This is a genomic window from Stenotrophomonas sp. YJH_SMC_4 (assembly GCF_059371575.1).
In genome coordinates, this window is sequence record NZ_JCAFUR010000002.1 from 522,263 (window position 1) to 546,291 (window position 24,029).

At 68.1% G+C, this 24,029-nt stretch carries 19 protein-coding genes; 14 read left to right on the forward strand and 5 right to left on the reverse strand.

Translation table 11 applies throughout. The features are described from left to right. Nucleotides 1–14: 14 nt before the first annotated feature. The 8 genes from AC5P9F_RS05840 to tkt all read left to right on the forward strand — a co-directional run bounded on the left by AC5P9F_RS05840 (nucleotide 15) and on the right by tkt (nucleotide 10,568). Entirely contained in the window at nucleotides 15–1,040 is a 1,026-nt protein-coding gene (locus AC5P9F_RS05840) for an AAA family ATPase (protein ID WP_038646427.1), read from the forward strand. Between the two features lie 8 nt (nucleotides 1,041–1,048). Next, nucleotides 1,049–1,978 (forward strand): DUF58 domain-containing protein, encoded by a 930-nt coding sequence (locus tag AC5P9F_RS05845; RefSeq protein WP_099524241.1) that lies wholly within the window; start codon nucleotides 1,049–1,051, stop codon nucleotides 1,976–1,978. Further along, complete coding sequence (locus AC5P9F_RS05850; RefSeq protein WP_076739771.1) at nucleotides 1,975–2,424, forward strand: DUF4381 family protein; 450 nt, start codon at nucleotides 1,975–1,977, stop codon at nucleotides 2,422–2,424. The genes AC5P9F_RS05845 and AC5P9F_RS05850 overlap by 4 nt, the downstream gene beginning before the upstream one ends. Then, nucleotides 2,421–3,425: a vWA domain-containing protein gene (locus tag AC5P9F_RS05855; RefSeq protein WP_005410851.1), complete on the forward strand. Its 1,005-nt coding sequence runs from the start codon at nucleotides 2,421–2,423 to the stop codon at nucleotides 3,423–3,425. The genes AC5P9F_RS05850 and AC5P9F_RS05855 overlap by 4 nt, the downstream gene beginning before the upstream one ends. Next, nucleotides 3,422–5,266: a VWA domain-containing protein gene (locus AC5P9F_RS05860; RefSeq protein ID WP_099524243.1), complete on the forward strand. Its 1,845-nt coding sequence runs from the start codon at nucleotides 3,422–3,424 to the stop codon at nucleotides 5,264–5,266. Before AC5P9F_RS05855 ends, AC5P9F_RS05860 begins: the two co-directional genes overlap by 4 nt. Beyond that, nucleotides 5,263–6,978, forward strand: a complete 1,716-nt coding sequence (locus tag AC5P9F_RS05865) for a BatD family protein (RefSeq protein WP_099524245.1) — start codon at nucleotides 5,263–5,265, stop codon at nucleotides 6,976–6,978. The genes AC5P9F_RS05860 and AC5P9F_RS05865 overlap by 4 nt, the downstream gene beginning before the upstream one ends. Nucleotides 6,979–7,035: 57 nt before the next feature. Further along, nucleotides 7,036–8,355, forward strand: coding sequence for a dicarboxylate/amino acid:cation symporter (locus AC5P9F_RS05870; protein ID WP_099524247.1), 1,320 nt, complete (start codon nucleotides 7,036–7,038; stop codon nucleotides 8,353–8,355). Between the two features lie 215 nt (nucleotides 8,356–8,570). Beyond that, a complete protein-coding gene (gene tkt, locus AC5P9F_RS05875; protein WP_005414341.1) occupies nucleotides 8,571–10,568 on the forward strand; it encodes a transketolase in 1,998 nt (665 codons plus the stop codon). Between the two features lie 125 nt (nucleotides 10,569–10,693). Here the strand turns inward: tkt and AC5P9F_RS05880 are convergent, their stop codons facing one another. Both AC5P9F_RS05880 and AC5P9F_RS05885 read right to left on the reverse strand, forming a co-directional pair. Beyond that, nucleotides 10,694–12,646 carry an acetyl-CoA hydrolase/transferase C-terminal domain-containing protein gene (locus AC5P9F_RS05880; protein ID WP_099524249.1) on the reverse strand — a complete coding sequence of 651 codons (1,953 nt, stop codon included), beginning with the start codon at nucleotides 12,644–12,646 and terminating at the stop codon, nucleotides 10,694–10,696. Between the two features lie 34 nt (nucleotides 12,647–12,680). Beyond that, entirely contained in the window at nucleotides 12,681–13,238 is a 558-nt protein-coding gene (locus AC5P9F_RS05885; protein ID WP_060381111.1) for a flavin reductase family protein, read from the reverse strand. A 118-nt stretch (nucleotides 13,239–13,356) separates the two neighbouring features. Here AC5P9F_RS05885 and AC5P9F_RS05890 point away from each other — a divergent pair, with 118 nt between their 5' ends. From AC5P9F_RS05890 to AC5P9F_RS05900, 3 genes are read left to right on the forward strand one after another with little or no spacing between them, the layout of a single operon-like run. Continuing rightward, nucleotides 13,357–13,722, forward strand: a complete 366-nt coding sequence (locus AC5P9F_RS05890) for a BlaI/MecI/CopY family transcriptional regulator (RefSeq protein ID WP_049450457.1) — start codon at nucleotides 13,357–13,359, stop codon at nucleotides 13,720–13,722. Beyond that, entirely contained in the window at nucleotides 13,715–14,911 is a 1,197-nt protein-coding gene (locus AC5P9F_RS05895) for a M56 family metallopeptidase (protein WP_060381110.1), read from the forward strand. The genes AC5P9F_RS05890 and AC5P9F_RS05895 overlap by 8 nt, the downstream gene beginning before the upstream one ends. Then, on the forward strand, nucleotides 14,908–15,471 hold the full coding sequence (locus tag AC5P9F_RS05900; RefSeq protein WP_076739760.1) for a hypothetical protein: 564 nt from the start codon (nucleotides 14,908–14,910) through the stop codon (nucleotides 15,469–15,471). Before AC5P9F_RS05895 ends, AC5P9F_RS05900 begins: the two co-directional genes overlap by 4 nt. A 55-nt stretch (nucleotides 15,472–15,526) precedes the next feature. Here the strand turns inward: AC5P9F_RS05900 and AC5P9F_RS05905 are convergent, their stop codons facing one another. The 3 genes from AC5P9F_RS05905 to AC5P9F_RS05915 form a co-directional block, all read right to left on the reverse strand. Continuing rightward, nucleotides 15,527–16,327 carry an MBL fold metallo-hydrolase gene (locus AC5P9F_RS05905; protein WP_099524251.1) on the reverse strand — a complete coding sequence of 267 codons (801 nt, stop codon included), beginning with the start codon at nucleotides 16,325–16,327 and terminating at the stop codon, nucleotides 15,527–15,529. Between the two features lie 11 nt (nucleotides 16,328–16,338). Beyond that, entirely contained in the window at nucleotides 16,339–17,157 is an 819-nt protein-coding gene (locus AC5P9F_RS05910; RefSeq protein WP_005410840.1) for a S1/P1 nuclease, read from the reverse strand. Between the two features lie 231 nt (nucleotides 17,158–17,388). Then, on the reverse strand, nucleotides 17,389–18,018 hold the full coding sequence (locus tag AC5P9F_RS05915) for an OmpW/AlkL family protein (RefSeq protein WP_005410839.1): 630 nt from the start codon (nucleotides 18,016–18,018) through the stop codon (nucleotides 17,389–17,391). Nucleotides 18,019–18,209: 191 nt separating this feature from the next. Between AC5P9F_RS05915 and gap the strand changes: the two genes are divergently transcribed. The 3 genes from gap (at nucleotide 18,210) to AC5P9F_RS05930 (ending at nucleotide 23,376) form a co-directional block, all read left to right on the forward strand. Beyond that, nucleotides 18,210–19,214, forward strand: coding sequence for a type I glyceraldehyde-3-phosphate dehydrogenase (gene gap, locus AC5P9F_RS05920; RefSeq protein ID WP_005414333.1), 1,005 nt, complete (start codon nucleotides 18,210–18,212; stop codon nucleotides 19,212–19,214). A 125-nt stretch (nucleotides 19,215–19,339) separates the two neighbouring features. Next, a complete protein-coding gene (locus tag AC5P9F_RS05925) occupies nucleotides 19,340–22,003 on the forward strand; it encodes a DUF2339 domain-containing protein (protein WP_076739758.1) in 2,664 nt (887 codons plus the stop codon). Continuing rightward, nucleotides 22,000–23,376 (forward strand): DUF3999 domain-containing protein, encoded by a 1,377-nt coding sequence (locus AC5P9F_RS05930; protein ID WP_099524252.1) that lies wholly within the window; start codon nucleotides 22,000–22,002, stop codon nucleotides 23,374–23,376. Before AC5P9F_RS05925 ends, AC5P9F_RS05930 begins: the two co-directional genes overlap by 4 nt. Nucleotides 23,377–24,029: the final 653 nt, after the last annotated feature.

Genomic DNA, 24,029 nt, shown 5'->3' on the forward strand with positions numbered 1-24,029 from the left:
GGTCAAAGGCCCCCATGAACCTGCCACCGCCGATGCCCGAAACCGTCTCGCCGCCGCCCGCGCCGGCCGCCTCCCGCCTGCATGGCGCCTTCAACCAGTTGCGCGACGCGCTGTCGGCCGAAATCGTCGGCCAGGCGGCTTTGGTCGAACGCCTGTTGATCGCATTGCTGGCCGACGGGCACCTGCTGGTGGAGGGCGCCCCGGGACTGGCCAAGACCACGGCCATCCGCGCACTGGCCTCGCGCCTGGAGGCGGATTTCGCCCGCGTGCAGTTCACCCCCGACCTGCTGCCGGCCGACCTGACCGGCACCGAGATCTGGCGCCCGCAGGAAGGGCGCTTCGAATTCGTACCCGGCCCGATCTTCCACCCGATCCTGCTGGCCGATGAAATCAATCGCGCGCCAGCCAAGGTGCAGTCGGCACTGCTGGAAGCGATGGGCGAGCGCCAGGTCACCGTTGGCCGCCACACCTATGCGTTGCCGCCGCTGTTCCTGGTGATGGCCACGCAGAACCCGATCGAGCAGGAAGGTACCTTCCCGCTGCCGGAAGCGCAGCTGGACCGTTTCCTGATGCACGTACGCATCGGCTATCCGGACCAGGCCGCCGAATCGGAGATCCTGCGGCTCGCCCGCGAGCGTGCCCGTGGCGCACTGGGCGAAGCGGCACCCGCACCGGCGAAGTTGCCGATGCAGGATGTGTTCGACGCCCGCCGCGAAGTGCTGGACCTGCACATGGCGCCGGCGCTGGAGCGCTACCTGGTCGAACTTGTGCTGGCCTCGCGTGATCCGTCGCGCTATGACGCCGGCCTCGGGCGCCGCATCGCCTGGGGCGCAAGCCCGCGTGGTTCCATTGCGTTGGAACGCTGCGCCCGGGCACGCGCCTGGTTGGCCGGCCGTGACTTCGTCACCCCCGACGATGTGCGTGCGGTTGCCGCCGACGTGCTGCGCCATCGCGTGCTGCCCAGCTACGAAGCCACCGCCGAAGGCTGGGATGGCGAACGCCTGGTGCAGGAGCTGCTGGCCCGGGTGCCGGCACCCTGAGCCCGCGCATGACCGATCCATCCCTGGAAGCCGCATCCACCGTCAGTGATGGCGACGGACTGCGCCCGCACCTGCCCGAACTGGTGGCCCTGCGCCGGCTGGCACAGCGGCCGCCGCCGCCACGCCGTGGCCGTGCCGGCAACGCCGGGCAGGCGCCGTCGCCGCTGCGTGGGCGTGGCATGGAGTACGCCGAGTCACGCGAGTACGTGGCCGGTGATGATGCACGGCATATCGACTGGCGCGTGACCGCGCGGACCGGCCGTGCCCATACCAAGCTGTTCCAGGCCGAGCGCGAGCGGGTCAGCCTGATCGTGGCCGATACGTCGCCGGCGCTGTATTTCGGCACCCGCGTGCGATTCAAGTCGGTGCAGGCGGCCCGCGCGGGCGCCGTCGCCGCGTGGTCGGCGCAGCGTCGCGGTGACCGCGTGGGTGCCCTGCGCGGCAGTGACCGCGAAGCGCCGATTACACCTGCGGGTGGGCCGCGTGGTGTACTGCGCGTGCTCGACGCACTCACCCGCTGGTACGCACAGCCGCCCGCCGACGATCTCGGCCTGGAACGCGCGCTGGACCATGCCGCCCGCGTGCTGCGCCCCGGGGCGCGCATGCTGGTGCTGGCCGATCCGCAGCAGGCCGCGCGGATTCCCGTCGTGCGCTGGAGCGCGCTGGCCCAGCACCATGACCTCAGCCTGGTGCTGCTGGTCGATCCCCTCGAGCTGCAACCGCCCTCGGCGGCCCTGCAGTTCCAGACCGCGCAGCAGCGCATTGGCCTCGACCTGCGTCGCAGCGAGGTGCAGGCGCACTGGCAGGCGCACTTCGTCGAACCACTGCAGGCGCTGCGCCGCCAGCTCGGCGCACGCCGCGTTGACGTGCAGGTGTTGTCCACCGATGCGCCCAGCGACGCCTGGTTGGCACCACCGGTAACCGAGGTGCCGGCATGAGCGCCAACCTTCCGCTGCGCGATGTGCAGTTGCCGCCGGCACCGTCGTGGTGGCCGCCGGCCCCCGGCTATCTGATGGTCGGTGGCGCGGTGTTGCTGGTGATCCTGGCGCTGGCCCTGCTGTGGTGGCAGCGCCGCCGTCGTCGCCAACGCTGGTTGCAGGCGTTCGACCAGGAGCTGGCCACCACCGCCGATGCCACCGCGGAACTGGCGGCGATCGCCGGCCTGCTGCGTCGCGCCGCGCGACAGGCACAGCCCGGCAGTGAATCCCTGCGTGACGATGCCTGGTGGCAGCGCGTGGATCCGAAGGGCACGTTGCCGGATGCGCGCCGCAACCTCCTGGCCGAAGGTGCCTATCGTCCCCGCGTGGACGCCAGCGAAGTGGCGGCCGTGCGTAGCTGGGCGCGCGAGCGCTACCTGGCGATGCTGCTGGAGCGCCGCCGATGAACCTGCTGGCAAGTTACTGGCCATGGCCGGACCTGCAGCTGGCGTGGCCGCTGGCCCTGCTGGCGTTGCCGCTGCCACTGCTGATGCGCTGGTGGAAGCGTCGTGCCGATCCCGGCGCTGCGCTGCGCGTGCCCTATGCGGCGACGGAACTGGAAGCGCTGGCCGGTGGCGGCCGCGTTGATGTTTCGTGGCTGCGTACGCTGCTGTTGTGGCTGGGCTGGTGCGCGCTGTGCGTCGCACTGGCTCGCCCGCAACAGCTGGGCGAAGCGATCACGCCACCGCAGCAGGGCCGGCAGATGATGCTGGCGATGGACGTGTCCGGCAGCATGGGCGAGGGCGACATGGTGCTGGGGGGGCAGGCGGTGGATCGCCTCACCGCAGCCAAGGCCGTGCTGGCCGATTTCCTGGATCGTCGTGCCGGCGATCGCATCGGCCTGCTGATCTTCGGGGACCGTGCTTATACGCTCACGCCACTCACTGCGGACCTGGCCAGCGTGCGCGACCAGCTGCGCGACAGCGTGGTCGGCCTGGCCGGGCGCGAGACGGCCATCGGTGATGCCATCGGCTTGGCGGTGAAGCGCCTGCGCAGCCAGCCGGAAGGGCAACGTGTACTGATCCTGCTGACCGACGGCGTCAGCAATGCCGGCGTGCTGGAACCGCTGCGTGCGGCCGAAGTCGCGCAGGCTGAAGGGGTGCGCATCCACACCGTCGCGTTCGGTGGTGATGGCAGCATGCGCTTCCTCGGTATTCCGATTTCCGCTGACCAGGACCCGGTCGACGAGGCCACGTTGAAGAAGATTGCCAGCCTGACCGGTGGCCAGTTCTTCCGCGCACGCGATACCGCGCAGCTGGCCGGCATCTACGCCGAACTGGATCGTCTGGAGCCGATCGCTGCGAAGGGGCCGAGCCTGCGCCCGCGCGAGGAGCGCTATGCGTGGCCATTGGGCCTGGCCTTGCTGCTGGGGGCATTGGCATGGGTGTGGCCGGAGCGCCGTCGATGATCGCGTTGGCATCCCATCTTCCCGACTGGAATGCACTGCACTTCCTGCGCCCGGAATGGCTGTGGGCCTTGCTGGCCTTGCCGGTGATTCTCGCCGTGGCGCTGTACCGGCAGCGGCGCAGCGATGCGTGGCGGCAGGCGGTGGATGCGCACCTGTTGCCGCATCTGCTGGCGGCCGGTGCTCGCCGTCGCGTGCGGCTGCCATTGGCAGTGCTGCTGGGTTGGACGCTGGCAGCACTGGCGATGGCGGGGCCGAGCTGGCGGCAGCAGGCACAGCCGATGTTCCAGCCCAGCGCACCGCTGCTGATCGTGCTGGATCTGTCCAGCCGCATCACTGCCACCGACCTGCCACCGTCGCGCCTGCTGCAGGCAAGGGCCAAGGTCGGCGAGCTCCTGCGCGCACGCAAGGGTGGGCAGGTGGGGCTGGTGGTGTACGCCGAAGATGCCTACACCGTCGCGCCGCTGACCGATGACGGCAGCAACGTCGCGCTGTATCTGGATGCCTTGTCGCCGGATGTGATGCCGCGTGATGGCCAGCGTGCCGACCGTGGCATCGACTGGGCCACGCGGCTGATGCGGCAGATCGCTGCAGCGCAGGGACAGATCCTGCTGGTCACCGATCAAGCCGATGATGAAGCTGCATTGGCGGCCGCGCAGGCACGTGGGCTCGGCCTGCAGGTGTCGGTGCTGGGGCTCGGTACACCGGCGGGTGCGGCGTATCGTGACGACAGCGGACAGATCCGCCAGGCTGCGCTGGACGAAGGTCGCCTGCGTGCGGTGGCCACGGCAGGTGGCGGTCGCTATGCGCGCATCACCGCCGATGGCAGTGACCTGCGCGCACTGGGTGTGCTTGATGCACGCGAAGGTACTGCGGCGCAGCGGCCCGGCGAGGGCAGGCAATGGCGCGATGAAGGATTCTGGCTGCTGCCACCGGTGATGCTGCTGGCGCTGCTCGCCTTCCGCCGCCGCGCGCTGCTGGCCGCAGTGCTGGCGGTGGGCCTGCTGCCTTGGATGGGGGATGTGCAGGCGCAGGCAGCTCCAGCGCCCGCTTCGCCGCCATCGCAGGGCACGCTGTGGAAGCGGGCCGACCAGTTGCAGCACCAGCGCCTGGCTGACGGCGTGCAGGCCTATCGTGCGGGCGACTTCGCCACTGCGCGCAAGCAGTTCGAGGGCATCGACAGTGATGCGGGCTGGTACAACCTGGCCAACACGCTGGCGCGCCAGGGCAGCTACGACGAAGCCATCGCCGCCTACGACCGCGCGCTGGCGCTGCATCCCGGCATGGCCGATGCGGTCGCCAACCGTGCCGTGGTTGATGCCGCACGCAGGCGCAAGCAGTCGGGGGGGCGGGGCCAGGACCAGCAGAAACCGCAGCAGAACGGGCAGCAGAAGCAGCAGAACAATTCACAGGGCCAGCGGAACCCGCAGGGCCAGCAGCCGCAGCAGGGCCAGAAGGATCCAGGACAGGGTCAGCCACCATCTCAGCAGGGCCAGCAGGGGCAGCCCCAGGCGGGTGACGACGACGCGCAGTCGGCGCCTCAGCCCGGTGAGCGTGGCCGCGATGGACAGCAGGCGCCACCACAGGTGGAGGATGCCAAGGCGCAGGCCCAGGCTGATGAGCAGCAGCGCCAGCGCATGCAGCAGGCGATGCAGCAGGCACGTGAGGGCAAGGGCGAACAGGATGGCAAACCCGTGCCAGGCAGTGACGGCGCTACTCCGCGCCAACGCGAGGAGCAACAGGCGGTGGAGGCGTGGATGCGGCGCGTGCCGGATGATCCGGGCGCATTGCTGCGGGCCAAGTTCCAGCTGGAAAATGAACGCAGGAAGAGGGAAGGGCGATGACGCGGGCGATCAACATGCACGGGCATTGGCCCCGACAGGTACTGGCGGCGCTGCTGCTGTGGCTGCCGCTGCTGGCCTGGGCGCAGCCGCGCGCGTGGCTGGACCGCGACCGCATCGCGATGGGCGACACGGTCACGCTCAATGTCGAGAGCGACCAGGGCGCCCCTGACTTCACACCGTTGCGTACCGACTTCGACCTCAGCGGGCAGACCAGCAGCCGCCAGGTGGAGTGGAGCAACGGCAGCATGCAGCAGCGCAACCTGTATGGCGTGGCGCTGACGCCACGGCGTAGTGGTGCACTGGTGGTGCCGGGCCTGCAGGTGGGCAGCGTCCGTACCGCGCCGCTGACCCTGCAGGTGGATGCCGCTGCCGTGGCCGGCCCCGACAGCAATGCGGTGGCATTCATCGAAACCGTTGTCGATGACGAAACGCCGTACGTGCAGCAGAGCGTAGGCGTGGTGGTGAGGCTGTTCTTCGCTTCTCAGCTGGCCTCTGGCGAACTGGTGCTGGATACCCCGGCAGGTGCGTCGTTGCAGCGGGTGGGCGATGACCGCACCGATGTGCGGCAGGTCAACGGCCGCCGCTACAACGTGGTCGAGCGCCGCTTCCTGCTGATCCCCGAGCGCAGCGGTGCACTTCGGCTGGCCGGTGCGCGCTTCAGTGGGCGCAGTGCCGGTGGCTTCTTCGACGACTTCTTCGGCGGCGGCGACGGCCGCATGAATGCCACCGGCGCCGATCGCACGCTGCAGGTGCAGGCGCAACCGGCACAGGCGCCGCAGCCATGGCTTCCGCTGCAGAGCCTCCAGCTGCGCTACACCAGTGCGCCGACCAGCGCCCGTACCGGTGAGGCCGCCACTGTGGTGGTCGAGGCGATTGCCGAAGGGGCAACCCGCGCACAGTTCACCGACCTGCCGGTGCCGGATCTGGGCACCCATGCGCAGGTATTCGCCGAACCTGCGCAGTACGAAGAATCGTTCAATGGCAGCACGCCGCGGCTGAAGATCACCCGCCGCTACTCGATCGTGCCGCGCCAGCCAGGCTCGCTGGTGGTGCCGGGGCCGCGCCTGCCGTGGTGGGATGTGCGCGCAGGCAAGGCGCAGGAAGCGAAGCTGCCGGACCTGACACTGGCTGTCGCAGCCGGCAGTGGCGGTGGCAGTGCTTCACCTGCGCCGCTGCCGCCGATCGACACCGATGCTGCGCTGCCGGGTGGCGATGGCCAGGACAGCCGCATCGCCGCGACCGATCCGCGCGCCGGTGGTCTGGCCGAACGCCCGTGGCCGTGGATGGGCGCGGCCATCGGACTGGCGCTGCTGTGGCTGCTGACCCTGTTGTGGGGCTGGCAGCGAGGCCGCCGACCGCGTGCGGCGACGCCTGCAGCCGGCAAGCCCTCTGTGCCGACTGTGGCGCGCGGACGTGCCGGCCTGACCGAACTGCGCCGCACGCTGGATGGCGAAGGCTTCGATCAGGTGGAAGCGCAGCTGTGCGCGATGGCCGGGGTTGAGCGCATCGAGCAGGTCATCGCGCGGTTGGATGACCCTGGCCAGCGCCAGGTGCTGCAGGACCTGCAGCAGGCACGCTGGGGCGGGCAGGGCGACCTGGCATCGCTGCGCGCGCGTCTGCGCGAGGTCTTCCGTGACGGACCGCACTGGTCGGCGGCTACCGGCGCCGCTGACACTGGCCTGGCGCCGCTGTATCCAACGCGGCGAACCTGAACCGGCGCCGCTTGCGCGCTTTGTTAGAGTGCATTCATTTTTCGAGGAAACCCGCGCATGACAGCAGCTGCTGCCGACAAGAAGAAGTTGCCCCTGCATTGGAAGATGGGCATCGGCTTTGCGATCGGCCTGATCCTGGGACTGATCGTGCACGCCCTGGGCGGCAGCGTCGATGGTCTGCAGGCCGGTGCCAAGTGGGTAATGGACTACATCACCACCCCGGCGTCGGGCCTGTTCCTCAACCTGATCTTCATGCTGATCGTGCCGCTGATCTTCTCGGCGCTGATCATGGGCGTGTCGGAGATGGGCGACATCCGCGCCCTTGGCCGCATCGGCTGGAAGACCCTGGCGTATACCGTGCTGCTGTCCGGCATTGCCGTGGGCATCGGCCTGGTGCTGGTCAACCTGCTCAAGCCGGGTGCCGGCGTCGATCCGCAGGTCGCCGCGATGATGCTCTCGGAGAACGCCGAGCGCAGCAAGGAAATCGTTGCCGGCATCCATGGCACGCCGAAGGGCATGGACATGCTGCTGTCGATCGTGCCGAGCAACGTGCTGCAGGCCGCGTCCGACAACGGCGCGATCCTGTCGCTGATGTTCTTCGCGCTGATGTTCGGCATCGGCATGGTGCTGACCGACGATGAGAAGGTCGCGCCGCTGCGCCGCGCCATTGAAGGCGTGTTCGAAATCTCGATGACCCTGATCAACCTGGTCATCCGCCTGGCCCCATATGCGGTGGCCTGCTTCATGTTCAACCTGGCCGCGCTGTTCGGCTTCGAGCTGATCATCCGCCTCGGTGCCTACGTGGGCGTGGTGGTGCTGGCACTCGGCCTGCACATGATCGTGACCTACGGTACCGCCGTGTGGCTGTCCGGCCGTTCGCCGCTGTCGTTCTTCCGCGATACCCAGGAAGCGACGGTGATGGCGTTCTCCACCGCCTCCAGCAACGCCACCCTGCCGACCGCGCTGCGCGTGGCCGACCAGATGGGCCTGCCGCAGCGCGTGTCGCGCTTCGTGCTGACCGTGGGCGCCACCGCCAACCAGAACGGCACCGCGCTGTTCGAGGGCGTGACGGTGATCTTCCTGGCCCAGTTCTTCGGCGTGGACCTGAGCATCGGCCAGCAGGTCATGGTGATGGCGGTCTGCATCCTCGGTGGCATCGGCACCGCCGGCGTGCCGTCGGGCTCGCTGCCGGTGGTGGCGATGATCTGTGCGATGGTGGGCGTGAACCCGCTGGGCATTGGCCTGATCCTGGGCGTGAACCACTTCCTGGACATGTGCCGTACCGCGCTGAACGTGACCGGCGACCTGGCCCTGACCACCCTGGTGGCCAAGGGCGAATCGCACGACGGCCCGGCGCTGGGCCCGCAGCAGGACTGAGTCCAACGCCACTGCTGGCGACCTGATCGGGGTCGGATTCCTTTCCGCAAGGAATGGGCTCCGACCCCGCTTCACATGCGGAATCCGGGGGAGATGACGACGTTGCCGGCCAGCGGCCGGCACGACCGGGCAAGGTGAACCGACCCCCCGCCCGGCGACTATGGGACAATAGGCCGCCCGCACGTCCGCGGCCGCCTCCCGATTCCGACAGAACCATGACGCAGCCTACCCGTCGCCAGTTGGCCAACGCCATCCGCTTCCTTGCCGCCGATGCGGTTGAAACCGCAAAGTCCGGCCACCCCGGCATGCCCATGGGCATGGCCGACATCGCCGAAGTCCTCTGGAACGACTATCTCCGCCATAACCCGAGCAACCCGCACTGGTTCAACCGCGACCGTTTCGTGCTGTCCAACGGCCACGGTTCGATGCTGCAGTACGCGCTGCTGCACCTGAGCGGTTACGACCTGCCGATCGAGCAGCTGAAGCTGTTCCGCCAACTGGGCAGCCACACCGCCGGTCACCCGGAGCGCCACGAGACCCCGGGCGTGGAAACCACAACCGGCCCGCTGGGCCAGGGTTTCGCCAATGCCGTGGGCTTCGCCCTGGCCGAGAAGCTGCTGGCACAGCGCTTCAACCGCCCGGAGCTGGAAGTGGTCGACCACCGCACCTGGGTGTTCATGGGCGATGGCTGCCTGATGGAAGGCGTGTCGCATGAAGCCGCTTCGCTGGCCGGTACCTGGGGCCTGCACAAGCTGGTCTGCTTCTGGGACAACAACCACATCTCCATCGACGGCAACGTCGAGGGCTGGTTCACCGACAACACCCCGGAGCGTTTCGAGGCCTATGGCTGGAACGTGGTGCGCGATGTCGATGGCCATGACCCGGAGAGCATCAAGGCCGGCATCGAGGCCGCGCTGTCGCAGAGCGACAAGCCGACCCTGATCTGCTGCCGCACCACCATTGGCTTTGGTTCGCCGAACAAGGCGGGCAAGGAATCCAGCCACGGCGCACCGCTGGGCAAGGACGAACTGGAAGCCACCCGCAAGCAGCTGGGCTGGGAATACGGCCCGTTCGAGATCCCGCAGGCGATCTACGACGGCTGGCGCGCCAACGGCGCCGGCACGCTGCGCCAGGCCGAATGGGAACAGCTGTTCGACAAGTACGCCAGCCAGTACCCGGCTGAAGCAGCCGAACTGACCCGCCGCTCGCATGGCGAACTGCCGGCCGACTTCGTTGCCAAGGCCGATGCCTACATCGCCCAGGTGGCCGCCGAAGGCCCGACGATTGCCTCGCGCAAGGCGTCGCAGCTGGCCATCGAAGCCTATGCACCGCTGCTGCCGGAAATCGTCGGCGGCTCGGCTGACCTGGCGCACTCCAACCTGACCCTGTGGAAGGGCAGCAAATCGGTTGCCAGCGACGACGCCAACGCCAACTACGTGTACTACGGCGTGCGCGAGTTCGGCATGACCGCCATTGCCAACGGCCTGGCCCTGCACGGTGGCTTCATTCCGTTCGACGCCACCTTCCTGGTGTTCAGCGACTACGCCCGCAACGGCGTGCGCATGAGCGCGCTGATCCCGGCCCACGCCATCCACGTCTACACCCACGACTCGATCGGCCTGGGCGAAGACGGTCCGACCCACCAGCCGGTGGAGCACCTGGCCTCGCTTCGCTACATCCCGAACAACGACGTGTGGCGTCCGTGCGATGCGGTCGAGTCGGCGGTGAGCTGGAAGGCCGCGATCACCCGCCAGGACGGCCCGAGCTGCCTGGTGTTCAGCCGCCAGAACCTGCCGCACCAGCCGCGCAACGCCGAGCAGATCGCCCAGATCGAGCGCGGTGGCTACGTGCTGGCCGATGCCGACGGTACCCCGGACGTGATCCTGATCGCCACCGGTTCGGAAGTCTCGCTGGCCACCGAAGCCAAGGCCCAGCTGGACGCGGCCGGCCTCAAGACCCGCGTGGTCTCGATGCCGTCCACCGACGTGTTCCTGCGCCAGGATGCGGCCTACCGTGAATCGGTGCTGCCGAACGCCGTGCGCAAGCGCGTGGCGGTGGAAGCCGGCGTCACCGGTTTCTGGCGCCAGTTCGTCGGCCTGGACGGTGCCGTGATCGGTATCGACACCTTCGGTGCCTCGGCCCCGGCCGACCAGCTGTACAAGCACTTCGGCATCACCACCGCCCACGTGGTGGAAGCGGCCAAGTCGCTGTAAGCAGCTTCGCGACGTAATGAGAAAAGGCCGGCGCACGCCGGCCTTTTCTTTGCCGCAGGAAAAAGGGGACGGAGGGGATTAAGTCGTTTGTGCACATGCGACTTAATCCCCTCCGTCCCCTTTTCTCAGGCGGTGCGCGCCAGTGCCAGCCGCAGGAGGCGCGCGTCCAGACGTTCGGCGAAATCCTTCGGGGCCTGTAGACCCATGCGCTGCAGGTACACCGCATCGCCGTCGCCGGCCGGTTGCCGCAGAGCTGCCCAGACCGTGCGCAGCTTGTCGCCGCGGGTCTGCGTGTTGGCCTTCAGCCAACCCAGCGCCTTCACCAGTACCTGCTCGATCTCGTTGAAGTCGCTGCCCAGCGGATAGTCCGGCAGGCTGCCGTCGGTGCGGAATGGGGCCAGTGCCGCCGCCAGCGCCTGTGGCGTGTTGCGCTGCTGGCGCTCCGGGTCGGGCTGGGACGCCGCCAACAGCTTGCGCGAGGCCTGTGCCTGCTGCAGCAGGCCACCCTGGAACGGGGCCTCGGTGATCGCGGTCATCGCATGCACGCAGTCCTCGTCGGTCAGGCCGCGCAGATCGGCGATGCCGTATTCGTTGAGGTAGATGTCGCGCAGGTGGCGCGGGATGGTGGTGTGCCCGTAGTTCCAGCGCACGTTGGATTCGCGCTGGCCCTTGTCATCGCGCGCCGCGCGGAACATCAAGACGCTGCGCGCTTCCGGCAGGGCATGTGCCATCGCCACGAAGTTGTACTGGCCACCCACGCCGGACACCACACGTCCGTCGTCCAGCGCATCCGACACGGCCGCGCCCAGTGCAGTGGCCATCATGCAGGAGTTGAAGAAGCGCGCATGGCGGCGTTGCAGGCGCTCCAGCGTCTCGTTGCCGCCATACAGCTGGTTGATTTCGCTGATGCGGCGCATGCCGATCGCACGGCATTCGTCTTCCGGCAGCGTGCGCAGCCACTCGTAGAACTCCGGCGAGCCCAGGTAGAACGCGCCGTGCAGGTACTCGCCCTCGGCGGCCAGGGTGGCGTGGTCGATGGACAGCGTGCTGCCGTTCTCGATGCGCTGCATCAGCGCCAGGTCGTCGTGCACCTTGCGCTTGATCACCCCGGTCTGCACCAGCCGGCGGAAGCCTTCGTTGAGCATCTCGCTGCAGCCGTACAGGCCCACCTCGAACGGATCCAGTCCGCCGATCTCCTGCACCAGCGGGTGGCTGGCCAGCTGTGGATCCAGCGCATGCAGCACGCGGCGGTAGCGCGCGTTGTCGGTGTGGCGCAGCACCAGCGCATGGCTGAGCGCGTCGGCCAGCGTGCCGATGCCGATCTGCAGGGTGCCGCCGTCGCGCACCAGCGTGCTGGCGTACAGGCCGATGGCGTAGTCGGCATCGCCCACCGGCTGCCGCGGCAGCCCGAACAGCGCCGGGTGCGGCGGCGGCGGGGTGATCACCAGATCGAAGAACGACACATCGACCGTGGCCGAGCCGCCCATGTAAGGCAGCTGCGGATCGATCTCGGCGATCAGCAACGGGCGCGGCAGCCCGCGCGCGGTCATCGCATCCAGCGTGTCCTGGGTGATGTCGTTGTTGCACGACAGCGAAAGCCGGCGATCGTTCGGTCGCATCGCCACCTTCTGCACGATCACCTGCGGCGCGCGCTGCGCGACCGCATCGGCGGCGTGGGTGTAGTTCAGGCTGGTATAGCTGGATTGCGCCTGGCGCGAACCGAGCAGGGCGCCGGACTGCATGTAGAACTCTTCCACCTGCACATGTGCCGGCAGCGCATCGCGCGCGATCGCATCGGCATAGGCCAGGCGCGGGAAATCGTCGCCGAAATGGCGCTGCGCGAACGGCGCCATGAAGCGCGCTTCCAGGCCGTTGCCGCGCGCCTTCGGCGGGTTCAGCGACAGCGCGGTATACAGCTGCAGCGGTCGCGACGGATCGTGCTCGACGCGTGCATAAAGGGCATTGAGCAGCCGATGCGGCTTGCCCAGTGCCAGCGGTGCCCCGATCCGCAGCGGCCCGTCCACGCGCGCAAACAACCAGTCGACGGCGGCGTCCAGGTCGGTGAGGTGTTCGGTCATGCGCGGCGGTCCTGCGTGTGGGGGAGTGCTGGCATTACAGCATGTCGGGCTTGAACCGCCGTCGACGCGAGACTTCGGCGCCGGACACCATGAACTGGCCATCGCCGCGGTAATGCACCGTGCGCGGCAGTTTCGGCCGGGGCGCGACGTGGGCGCGAACGATTTCCCAGATGAACAGGTTGCTCGATTGCACCTGGCTGTCGTCGTAGAGTCGGCATTCGAAGCTCGAATGACATTGGCCGACCAGCGGCGCGCCGACCTCGCGCGCGGGCAGCGCATCGAGCTCGAAACGGGCGAACTTGTCGACCTCGCGGCCGCTGCAGTTGCCGATGTCCACCACGGTGTCGAGCAGCTCCACGCCGGGCACGTTGATCACGCATTCGCCGCTGCCACGGGCCAGCGCGTGGCTGTGGTTCGCGTCCCACAGGTAGGTGGCGACCAATGACGGCGAGAAGCCCATCACCATGTGCCAGCCCATCGTCATCAGGTTGCGCTGGCCACGCCAGGCGGTACTGACCAGCACGATCGGGCCAGGTTCGAGGAAGCGGCGGGCCTGCTCGACCGGGAAATCCTTCTTGGGCAGCGGCTTCATCCGGGGCCTGGGGCGGGAGGCATCGATGCTGGCGCAGCCAGGATGAACCTGGAGTCGAGGGGCTTGACAGGCGATTCGATTACGCGCGTAATCGGTTTATCGATTACGGACGTAAACCATGACTCCGATCAGCGAAGCCGAAGCCGTTGTGATGGAGGTGCTGTGGCAGCAGGCACCGCGTAGCGCCGATGAAGTGGTCGCCGCACTGGCCCACCGCGACTGGGCCGAACCGACCATCAAGACCCTGCTCAATCGTCTGCTGACCAAGGGCGCGATTGCTGCCGAGCGTGATGGCCGGCGCTACCTGTACCGGCCGCTGCTGCAGCGCCAGGCGTGGGTGGCGGCACAGAGCCAGGATTTCATCGGTCGTGTCTTTGAAGGGCGCGTGGCGCCGCTGGTCGCGCACTTCAGCGAGCGCGGCCAGTTGAGCGCGCAGGACATCACCGAACTGAAGAAACTGATCCAGGAGCTGGACCATGACTGAGCTGCTCAACGGAGTGTGGCAGGCCAGCCTGTGGTTGGCGGTGGGCGCGGTCCTGCTGGCGGTGATGCGGCCGCTGCTGGTGCGATTGGGGGGCGCTGGTCTGGCATACCGCAGCTGGTGGCTGCTGCCGATGCTGCTGCTGGCACTGATGCTGCCGTTGCCGCAGGTTGCGTTGTTGCAGCAGGTACCCACGCTGCCGCTGAAAGTGCTGCCGGGTGCCGTGGATGGACTGAGCGGGCAGTCGCTGCCATGGGCACCCCTGCTGCTGGCATGGGCGCTGGGCATGGGCCTCTGCCTGCTGCGCGACCTGCGTGCGCAGCGCCGTTTCGAACGGCGCATGGGTCCACTGACGCCGCGCACCGATGGCAGCTGGCAGGCCAGCGCCGACCCGGGCCTGCCAGCGCTGGTTGGCCTGTGGCGGCCGCGCATCGTGGTCGGCCCTGACTTCGACCAGCACTTCAGTGCACAGGAACAGCACCTGATCGTGCAGCACGAGCGCAGCCACCGTCGCAATGGCGACCACTGGGCCAACGGCGCGCTGTTGCTGGTGCGCGCGGTGTTCTGGTTCCACCCGCTGCTGCCCTGGGCCGCACGCCGCTTCCTGCGCGACCAGGAACTGGCCTGCGATGCCCGCACCATCGGCCCGCAGCCTGCGCTGCGCGGCCTCTACGCCAGCACGCTGCTGAAGGCGCAGCTGGTCCACCCGGTTGCGCCCGCGGTCTGCCATTGGCGCAGCCAACCCGTGTTGAAGGAGCGCATCGCCATGTTGAAGCAGTCCAAGCGGAAGGCATTGCCGTGGGTGTCGGGACAGGTACTGGTGGTCGGGGTGTGCCTGGGGATGGGAGCGGTGGCGTGGGCCAGCCAGGGCGGAGGCGCGGGAGGCGCGGCAGGGGCCGTCATGGATCGGGAGATCCAGGTCGACAAGATGCCGCCGCCGTCCTATCCGAAATCTGCGGTCGAGCAGCGCCAGGTGGGCGTGGTGAACCTGCGCGTGGAAGTGGATGCCCAAGGCCATCCCACCGACGTCCAGGTGCTCAGCGCCACCAATCCGGGGGTGTTCGATGCTGTCTCGATTGCTGCGGCGCGCAGCTGGACCTATCGGCCCGCAGTGAAGAACGGCAAGCCGGTGGCCGGTGCCGTGCGCGTCCCGATTACCTACGCCATGGATGACACCGAGGACACGAAGTGAAGCGAGCGCCGCTGCTGATGATGGCGGTGCTGCTGGCGGGATGTGCAACCCAGGATCGCCTGACCACCGCCGATACCCGCAGCGAGAATGTGGGTCACCAGCGCCTGCGACCCGATGCGGGGGGAGGGACCGGCCAGATCCAGCCCTACGCGCTGGCCGCCAGCGAAGGCTACCGCATGCCACAACTGCATACGGCACCGGACCCGGTAGTGGGCGAGCGTGATCCACGCACCTCGCTGCCGCCGACTACGGTCTGCCTGCAGGTGGTGGTGGATGCGCAGGGTAGCGTTGAGCGCAGCATCCCGCTGACCGACCGCAGCGAATGCAGTGCGGGTGAGGCACCGGAGAATGCGCCCTTGCTGCAGGCAGCGCAGGAGGCGGTTGCCATGTGGAAGTACTCGTCCGCCGCAGTCTGCGACTTCGCGGCAGGCAAAGTGCCGGCTGATCGCGGCGACTGCCGCAGTGCCGAGCGGGTCGAACCGGTGGCCGTCACCCTGCAGTACGCCTTCACCTTCGAGGTCGTGAAGGGCCGGCAGACGGTCCGCACGCAGGGAAAATGATCGCGCGTGATGCCGGGTGGCGCCGGGCCATGCCCGGCCAATACAGCGGCGTCGATCAGGCCCCGCCCTGGATGTTGGCCTTCACTGCGGGCTGCATCAGTTTCGGTTCTTCCAGCGTGGCATCGCGGGCCTGTCGCACGCTGACGAACTCCGCCTCGGCCACGCCGTCATGCACGTGGATGTTGTGCGCGCGCTGTTCGCCGATGGTGGTTTCGTTGGCGAAACTGCGTCCACCCGGGCCGTAGTCGTGGCAGACGAACACGCGCGTTGCATCGGGCAGGGCCAGCAGGCGCTGGATCGAGCGGTACAGCTGCGCGGCATCACCACCGGGGAAGTCACAGCGGGCGGTGCCGCCATCGGGCATGAACAGCGAGTCGCCGGTGAACAGCGCATCGTCGATCAGGTAGGCGATGCTGTCGCTGGTATGGCCGGGCACGGCGATCACCTGGCAGCGCAGTTCGCCCAGAGCGAAGGTTTCGCCGTCGCTGAACAGGTGATCGAAGATTTCATCTGCGGCAGGAAGCTGCAGGCCATAGCGTGGTGCAAACGTTGCCTGTACCGCGCGGATGCCTTCGCCGATGGCCAGCGTGGCCTGCGGGAAGCGCTGCTTCAGGCGGCGCCCGGCCGACACATGGTCAGCGTGGGCATGGGTTTCCAGCAGCCAGCGCAGCTGCAGGCCGTGTTGCTCGATGGCCTGCAACGCGGCATGCAGCGGCGCTTCACTGTTGGCGTCGGTATCCGGGTCGTAGTCCAGGACCGGGTCGATCAGCGCTGCCTCGCTACTGGCCGGGTCGCTGACCAGGTAGCTGAAGGTATTGCTGTCACGGTGGAAGAACGACTGCACCTGGACCGACATTGGAACCCTCCTCAGCGCGCGCCGAGCACGCGGTTCAGCAACTGCGCCAGGTTTTCACCGGCCAGCCGCAGCTGCGCTTCGGCCAGCGGCCGGTAGCGCTCGGTGTATTCGTCACCGATTTTACGCGTGGCCGGATAAACGCCAGCTTGCATGGAAATGCGGCAGCTGGCCTCGGCCCACGTCTGCGGGTCGCGCTGCGGGTTGGACTGGCGCGCCAGCTTCGGCGCGCGCTGGCTCTGCAGCAGCGGCAGGTAGCCCGCGTCGTCCAGCTTGCGGGTGTTGAGCATGCCGCTGTCCCACAGCGAGTGCAGGTTGGTACCGCGGTTGCCGAACTGCAGCTGGAAATCGTTGCCGCCCTTGTCGTGCGCGTAACCGGCGTGCATCGGCTGATGGATGTCGCCGACCAGGTGCACGACGAACTTCAGCGCCTGCAGGCGCTCGCCATCGGTCAGGCTGCGGTCGCCGAGGATGGTGCTCTGCGCCTTCAGGGCTTCGACGATGCAGTTGCCGTTCCTGCAGTGCTTCGGTGCTTCGTAATGGCAATTGTCTTCGGCGATGTTGACGTAGTGCCAGCCGGCCGAGCGACGGCCCAGGCCCGGATCCTTGGCGCGCAACTGGTCGGCCCAGGGGGCGATGCTGGCCAGCGTGGCGTCCGGTTCGGTGGCCAGCAGGCGGTCCACTTCGGCGCGGGCAGTGGGGTTGAGACGGGCGTCGGCGACTTCGGCGACAAGGCGGTGGCCTTGTGCGCCCCAGGCATGGGCGGGGGCGGAAGCGGACAGCAGGGCCGGCGCCAGGGCGGCGGCGAGGAACAGGGAATGCAGGGCTTTCATGTGCACATTCTAGCGGGGTAGGTGGATTGAAGAGCGGCGCGTTCCTGTTCCGAAGCGGGAGCGCAGCGGGAGGGGCGGCGTGTCCCGGCTCTGCTCCCCGCCTCGCCCCGGCTCCGGAACCGCTTCAGTCCCAGGCACAAAAAAGCCCCGGCAATCACCGGGGCAACATGCTGCGAGGGTCTTGCGTATGGCGGGGGAGCGGGAGCGAAGCCCCCGCGCCCAATACACCGCTTAGAACTTGAAGACGTACGAAGCGCCGTAGACCAGCGGATCGATGTTGACCGTGCCGATCTTCTCGCCGTTCAACTTCACCTTGCTGTCGATGTCGATCCAGCGCATGTCCACACGCAGGGCGCCCTTCTCGCCGATCGCGAAGTCGATGCCCGCATGCGCGGCCAGGCCCCACGAATCCTGCAGCTTCAGCTTGCTGCCGGCCAGCGCACCGGTGGTGTCTTCGCTGAAGAAGGTCGTGTAGTTCACGCCCGCGCCGACGAACGGCGAGACCTTGCCCTTGCTGTTGAAGTGGTACTGCAGGGTCACCACCGGCGGCAACTGCTTGGTGCTGCCGACGCGGCCGAGGCCATTGATGTTGATGTCGTGCTTGAACGGCAGCGCGGCCAGCACTTCGATGCCCAGGTTGTCGGCAATGAAGTACTCGCCGGTGATGGTCGGCTTGACGTCGTTGTCGACGTCGACCTTCAGCGTGTGGCCGGCCAGCCAGCCGTTGTTCGACTTCGGCGCCACCTGGTGGACGCCGGCCGAGACGGTCCAGTCGCCCTTTGACTGGGCCATGGCCGGGGCGGCGGCGAGGGACAGGGCGGCAGCCAGGCCGGCCAGGATCAGGGGGGAGGTCTTGCGCATGGGGGTGATCTCGTTGCTGGGTGGATGGCGACAGTCTCGGCCTCACGCCGTGCTAACGCTTTGATCCGGATCAAATCCTGTCCGCCGGCCCTCTGGCCCGGGCGCTGGCCCACGGTGGCCAGCCCCGGTTTGCTAGACTTGTGGGCCCTATCCATCCCGCCGCACCCGTAGCGGCCGCAGGAGCTTGAGAAATGGCAATCAAGGTTGGTATCAACGGTTTCGGTCGCATCGGGCGTAACGTCCTGCGCTCGGCGGTGCTGAACTTCGGCGACGACATCGAAATCGTGGCCATCAACGATCTGCTGGAGCCGGACTACCTGGCGTACATGCTCAAGTACGACTCCGTGCACGGCCGCTTCAAGGCCGACGTGGCGGTGCAGGGCAACGACCTGCTGGTCAACGGCAAGAAGATCCGCCTGACCCAGGAACGCGACCCGGCCAACCTGAAGTGGGATGAAGTCGGTGCCGACGTGGTGCTGGAAGCCACCGGCCTGTTCCTGACCAAGGAAACCGCGCAGAAGCACATCGATGCCGGCGCCAAGAAGGTCATCATGTCGGCGCCGTCGAAGGACGACACGCCGATGTTCGTCTACGGCGTGAACGACAAGACCTACGCCGGCCAGGCGATCATTTCCAACGCCTCGTGCACCACCAACTGCCTGGCCCCGCTGGCCAAGGTCATCAATGACAAGTGGGGCATCAAGCGCGGCCTGATGACCACCGTGCATGCGGCAACCGCCACCCAGAAGACCGTCGATGGCCCGTCCAACAAGGACTGGCGCGGTGGCCGTGGCATCCTGGAGAACATCATCCCGTCGTCCACCGGTGCGGCCAAGGCCGTCGGCGTGGTCATCCCGGAACTGAACAAGAAGCTGACCGGCATGAGCTTCCGCGTCCCGACCTCGGACGTGTCGGTGGTCGACCTGACCGTCGAACTGGAAAAGGAAGCCACCTACGCCGAGATCTGCGCGGAAGTGAAGGCACAGAGCGAAGGCCCGCTGAAGGGCATCCTGGGCTACACCGAAGACAAGGTGGTGGCCACCGATTTCCGCGGCGAAACCTGCACTTCGGTGTTCGACGCCGACGCTGGCATCGCCCTGGACGGCACCTTCGTCAAGCTGGTCACCTGGTACGACAACGAGTGGGGCTACTCGAACAAGTGCCTGGAAATGGCCAAGGTCATCGCCGCCAAGTAAGGCCGGCGAAGATCGCACACGGACCCCGGCCTGGCCGGGGTTCGTCGTTTATGGGGCCGGCCCTGTCGTAGCATGGGCCGGTCGACCGCTGCCGCTGGGGCGCGGGAACGCTATGGAAGCACGCAATGGAAGCACTGATTGCCCTGGTCGTACTGGTCCTGCTGGCCATCCCGCTGCTGCTGGTGGTGGCGCTGGTGATGATTGCCGGCCTGCGCCGCCGCGTCGCCGCGCTGGAAAGCGCCATGGCTGCCGCGCCGGTCGCCACCATGCACGCGCCTGAACGGCCTGCGGCCCCCCCTGTGGCCAGTGCCGATCCACCGTTCCTGCGGCCGGTGGCGGCTGCTGCACCGCCTCCGCCTCCGCCTCAGCCAACGCCGGTGCGCGAAGCGGTGCCTGCGGCAACGGAGGCGCCGCGCCCGATCGCACCACCGCCGGTGCCACCCGCGCCGATGCAGCCATCGTTGCCTTCCGGACCGGCGCTGCCGAACTTCATCGAGCGCGGCATTGGCGCGGTCAAGCGCTGGTTCACCGAGGGCAACGTGCCGGTGAAGATCGGCATGCTGGTGCTGCTGGCCGGTGTCGCTGCGCTGCTGAAGTACGTCAGCGACCAGGGCTGGCTGGTGCTGCCGATCGAGCTGCGCCTGGCCGGTGTCACCGTCGGTGCACTGGGCCTGCTGGCGTTCGGCTGGCACCAGCGCGAGCGCCGGCGCCTGTTTGCGCTGGCCTTGCAGGGCGGTGCCATCGGCGTGCTGCTGTTGACCATCTTCGCGGCCTTCAAGCGTTTCGAGCTGATTCCGCCGGGCTTCGCCTTCGTCAGCTCCATTGCACTGGTGGCCGCGCTGTGCGTGCTGGCGGTGGTGCAGAACTCGCGCACGCTGGCGGTGCTGGGCATCCTCGCCGGCTTCATGGCACCGCTGTGGCTGTCCACCGGCAGCGGCAACCACGTGGGGTTGTTCAGCTACTACGCCGTGCTCAACGCCGGCATCTTCGCCATTGCCTGGTTCCGACCGTGGCGCGCGCTGAACCTGCTGGGCTTCGCCTTCACCTTCGGTATCGGCACGTTCTGGGGCGTGCTGCAGTACGCGCCTGACAAGTTCAGCAGCACCGAGCCGTTCCTGCTGCTGTTCTTCGCCTTCTACCTGCTGATCCCGTTGCTCTACGCACGCCGGCAGCCCGCCGGGCAGCGTGACCTGGTCGATGGCAGCCTGGTGTTCGGTACGCCGTTGGTCGCGTTCTCGTTGCAGGCGGGGATGCTGTACCAGCAGCCGATGACGCTGGCGCTGTGCGCACTGGGCCTGGCCGCGATCTACGCGGCGCTGGCGTGGGCGTTGATCAGGCGCGCGTCGTACACCGTGCTGGCGCAGTCGCACGCGGTGCTGGCGGTGGGCTTTGCCACGCTGGCGGTGCCGCTGGCCTTGTCGGCGCGGGCCACCGGCGCGGTCTTCGCGCTGGAAGGCGCCGGACTGGCCTGGCTGGGCCTGCGCCAGAAGCGCTGGCTGCCGCAGGTGTCCGGCGCGCTGCTGCAGATGGGCGCTGCGTTCGCCTTCGTGGCCGGGGGCGATCACTGGCATGAGGACCTGCGCTTCCTGATCAATCCGACCGCCATCGGGGCGCTGCTGCTGGCCCTGGCCGGCTTCGCGTCGGCCTGGAGCTACCAGCGCAGGTCACGCCACGAGATCGCCTTGGTCTACTACCTGTGGGGCCTGCTGTGGTGGCTGGGCGGCATGGTGCATGAGATCACCCGCTTCTTCCCGTACCGCACCGAAGTGGACGCGTTGCTGGTGCTGGCCGCCGTCACTGCCTGGCTGGCCGCCGAAATGCAGCGCCGTCAGCCGGCACGCGCACTGGGCGTGACCGCGCTGGCCATGCTGGCGCTGGGCTTCCCGCTGGCGCTGATGCAGAGCGACGCGCACCATCAGCCGTTCGCCGGCTACGGTGCGCTGGCCTGGGCGGTGTTCGCCGTGATGGGCGTGCGCACGCTGCTCTGCCTGCGCCAGGGGGGCGACAGCGTAGCGCGTATCGCGCAGTTCCTGTGGTGGCTGTTGTGGCCGTCTCTGCTTTCGCTGCTGGCCCTGTGGGGCGGTGGCGAGGCCGGTCTGGCACAGGGCTGGACCACGTTGCTGGTGACGGTGCCGTGGCTGTTGATGGCGGCACTGTCGCTGTGGCGCTGGAATGCGCTGCGCTGGCCGCTGGGTGCAGCGTTCGATCGCGTGCGCCAGCCGCTGCAGTGCGTGCTGTTCGGCCTGTTGTCGATCGGCTGGCTGTTCGGACAGCTGCTGCCGGGCGATGCTGCGCCGCTGCTCTGGCTGCCGGTATTGAATCCGGCCGAGCTCGGACAGTGGCTGAGCCTGTTGCTGCTTGCACGCTGGCTGTACAGCGATCAGGCGCCGAAGACCCTGTCGGGAATCCGCATGCCGCTGCTGTCACTGGCAACGTTCGTCGCGCTGACCAGCGTGGTGCTGCATGGCGTGCATCAGTGGGGCGGCCTGTCGTGGAGTGCGTCGATGATGCGTTCCAGCCTGGCGCAGACCAGCCTGACCGTGCTGTGGAGCGTGCTCGGCGTGATTGCCTGGGTGTGGGGATCGCGCCGTGGCCAGCGCGTGTTGTGGATGGTCGGTGCCGTGCTGATGGGCGTGGTGCTGGCCAAGCTGGTCATCGTCGATCGCCAGCACCTGGGCAACCTGCTGGGCATCGCATCGTTCATCGCCTACGGCCTGCTGTGCACGGTCGTGGGTTATCTGGCACCGGCACCGCCCAGCGCGGCGCCGTCCGTGGAGGAAAAACAATGAGGAAGTGGAGCAGGGCGCTGCTGCCGGCGATGTTCGGCATGCTGGCCGCCGTCGCGGTGCAGGCCGCCGACTACCGCACGCAGTACGCCGAGCAGTGGCCGTTGACGCTGTCCAGCGCACAGTCCGGTGCGTACAGGGTGGTTCTGGAACCGACGATCTATCGCCGTGCAGGTGCCGCAGACCTGGGTGACCTGCAGGTGTTCAACGCCGCCGGCCAATCGTTGCCATCGGCGCTGCTGGCGCCCGACCAGCCGCTGGCACAGCCGCCGGTGCAGCGTGAGCTGCCGTGGTTCGCGCTGCCGCCGCTGGCCGAAGCACAGCGCAACGATCTGCAGTTGCTGACCGAGCGCGATACCGATGGCCGTGTCCGTCGCGTCGAAGCACGCGTGAGCGGCGGTGCGGCAGCGAACGGGCAGGGTGGTTGGCTGATCGATGCCAGCGTGCTCGGCCAGCAACCGTTGGCGGCACTGGTGCTGGACTGGGCTGACAGCGGACAGCCGTTGCAGGCGCAGGTGCAGCTGGATGCCAGCGACGACCTGCAGCACTGGCGTCCGATCGGGCGTGACATCCCGCTGGTCGACCTGCAGCGTGCTGGCAAGCGCCTGCTGCAGCGCCGCCTGCAGGTGGACGACGAGGCGCGCTATCTGCGCGTGCTGGCGCAGGGCGATACGCGCCTGCCGACGCTGCGCAGCGTGCTGGCCGAGCTGCCGCCGGCGCCGGCCACGCTGCCGTGGGAGTGGCTGTCGCTGGAACCGACCTCGAAGGGCAAGGGTGAATACACCTTCGAACTCGACGGCCGTTTCCCGGTAGCGCGCGCGGATGTGGCCAGCACCGACAACAGCCTGGTGCAGTGGACGTTGTTCAGCCGCGATGACGAGAGTGCGGAATGGCAGCGCCGCAGTGCGCCATGGATTGCGTACCAACTGCAGCAGGGCGCGCAGGGCCAGCGCCAGCAATCAGCGGCCCAGCCGCTGGGGGGCGTGCATCGTGACCGCTACTGGAAGCTGGTGGCGAATCCGGCGGAAACTGCGACCGCACCGACCCTGCGCTTGGGCTACCAGCCGGAAGTACTGGTATTTCTGAGCCAGGGGGCAGCGCCGTATGCATTGGCAGTGGGCAGCGCGACCGCGCGCCGCATGGAAGCGCCGATCGGTGTGTTGATCGAGGAACTGCGGCAGCGCAATGATCCGTCGTGGCAGCCGACGCTGGCGCGCCTGGAGGGCAGCCCGGAGCCGCTGGCCGGTGACGCGGCGCTGAAGCCGCAGCACGATTGGAAGGCGTGGTTGCTGTGGGCGTTGCTGGGGCTGGGTGTGTTGGTTGTTGGCGGCCTGGCGGTCAGCCTGCTTCGGCAGAAGCCGGCGCCTTCGGCGTAGGTTGCGGCGAACGGCGCAGCCCCTCGTGGGTGGCTGCAAAGCGCGATCCCGGGGATGGGCCGAGCGGGTGGGCTGGGCAGGGGACGCCGTGAATCCGTCCCTGGAGGCTTAGCCGCGCCATCCATGGCGCGGATACCCCTGCCCAGCCCACCCGCCCGGCCTCTGACAGTTTCCGTGTGCGTCCACCCACGGAAAGAAAAAAAGAAGAGCAAAAGCTGCTTGGCTGGGCGCTCTTTCTAGAGCCGAGCCCACGCTCGGCTGTTCTCCACGAGATCTCCAGCCGAGCATCAGCTCGGCTCAACCTTCCATCTCCTTCCGACACCAGAAACCACCTTTGCTTTCGCCGTCCGCTCCGCCTCATGAACCTGTCGAGGCCGGGGTGGTCTGGGCTCGCGGGGGCGTAAGCGCCATGGATGGCGCGCCCGAGCCTCCAGGGATGGATTCACGGCGTCCCCCGCGAGCCCACACCGCCCCGGCCCACTCACGGCACCACGAAGCGCCAGCGCTTTGGCTCTGGCTGTGCTGTTGCTGTTGCTGCTGCAGTTGCAGTTGTGCCTCTGTCTGCCACAGGCATGGACCCTCCCACCACCCGCACCCGATACAATGGCCGTCTGCCGTACCCCGGCATCCCGTCCCCGAGCCAAAGAGTTGCC

Bases quoted from the DNA above. Each gene is read 5' to 3' on its own strand.
- AC5P9F_RS05870 (WP_099524247.1), top strand. From the start codon at position 7,036: ATGACAGCAGCTGCTGCCGACAAGAAGAAGTTGCCCCTGCATTGGAAG.
- AC5P9F_RS05930 (WP_099524252.1), top strand. From the start codon at position 22,000: ATGAGGAAGTGGAGCAGGGCGCTGCTGCCGGCGATGTTCGGCATGCTG.
- AC5P9F_RS05840 (WP_038646427.1), top strand. From the start codon at position 15: ATGAACCTGCCACCGCCGATGCCCGAAACCGTCTCGCCGCCGCCCGCG.
- AC5P9F_RS05860 (WP_099524243.1), top strand. From the start codon at position 3,422: ATGATCGCGTTGGCATCCCATCTTCCCGACTGGAATGCACTGCACTTC.
- AC5P9F_RS05855 (WP_005410851.1), top strand. From the start codon at position 2,421: ATGAACCTGCTGGCAAGTTACTGGCCATGGCCGGACCTGCAGCTGGCG.
- AC5P9F_RS05890 (WP_049450457.1), top strand. From the start codon at position 13,357: ATGACTCCGATCAGCGAAGCCGAAGCCGTTGTGATGGAGGTGCTGTGG.
- AC5P9F_RS05895 (WP_060381110.1), top strand. From the start codon at position 13,715: ATGACTGAGCTGCTCAACGGAGTGTGGCAGGCCAGCCTGTGGTTGGCG.
- tkt (WP_005414341.1), top strand. From the start codon at position 8,571: ATGACGCAGCCTACCCGTCGCCAGTTGGCCAACGCCATCCGCTTCCTT.
- AC5P9F_RS05865 (WP_099524245.1), top strand. From the start codon at position 5,263: ATGACGCGGGCGATCAACATGCACGGGCATTGGCCCCGACAGGTACTG.
- AC5P9F_RS05915 (WP_005410839.1), bottom strand. From the start codon at position 18,018: ATGCGCAAGACCTCCCCCCTGATCCTGGCCGGCCTGGCTGCCGCCCTG.
- AC5P9F_RS05925 (WP_076739758.1), top strand. From the start codon at position 19,340: ATGGAAGCACTGATTGCCCTGGTCGTACTGGTCCTGCTGGCCATCCCG.
- AC5P9F_RS05905 (WP_099524251.1), bottom strand. From the start codon at position 16,327: ATGTCGGTCCAGGTGCAGTCGTTCTTCCACCGTGACAGCAATACCTTC.
- AC5P9F_RS05885 (WP_060381111.1), bottom strand. From the start codon at position 13,238: ATGAAGCCGCTGCCCAAGAAGGATTTCCCGGTCGAGCAGGCCCGCCGC.
- AC5P9F_RS05850 (WP_076739771.1), top strand. From the start codon at position 1,975: ATGAGCGCCAACCTTCCGCTGCGCGATGTGCAGTTGCCGCCGGCACCG.
- AC5P9F_RS05910 (WP_005410840.1), bottom strand. From the start codon at position 17,157: ATGAAAGCCCTGCATTCCCTGTTCCTCGCCGCCGCCCTGGCGCCGGCC.
- AC5P9F_RS05880 (WP_099524249.1), bottom strand. From the start codon at position 12,646: ATGACCGAACACCTCACCGACCTGGACGCCGCCGTCGACTGGTTGTTT.
- AC5P9F_RS05845 (WP_099524241.1), top strand. From the start codon at position 1,049: ATGACCGATCCATCCCTGGAAGCCGCATCCACCGTCAGTGATGGCGAC.
- gap (WP_005414333.1), top strand. From the start codon at position 18,210: ATGGCAATCAAGGTTGGTATCAACGGTTTCGGTCGCATCGGGCGTAAC.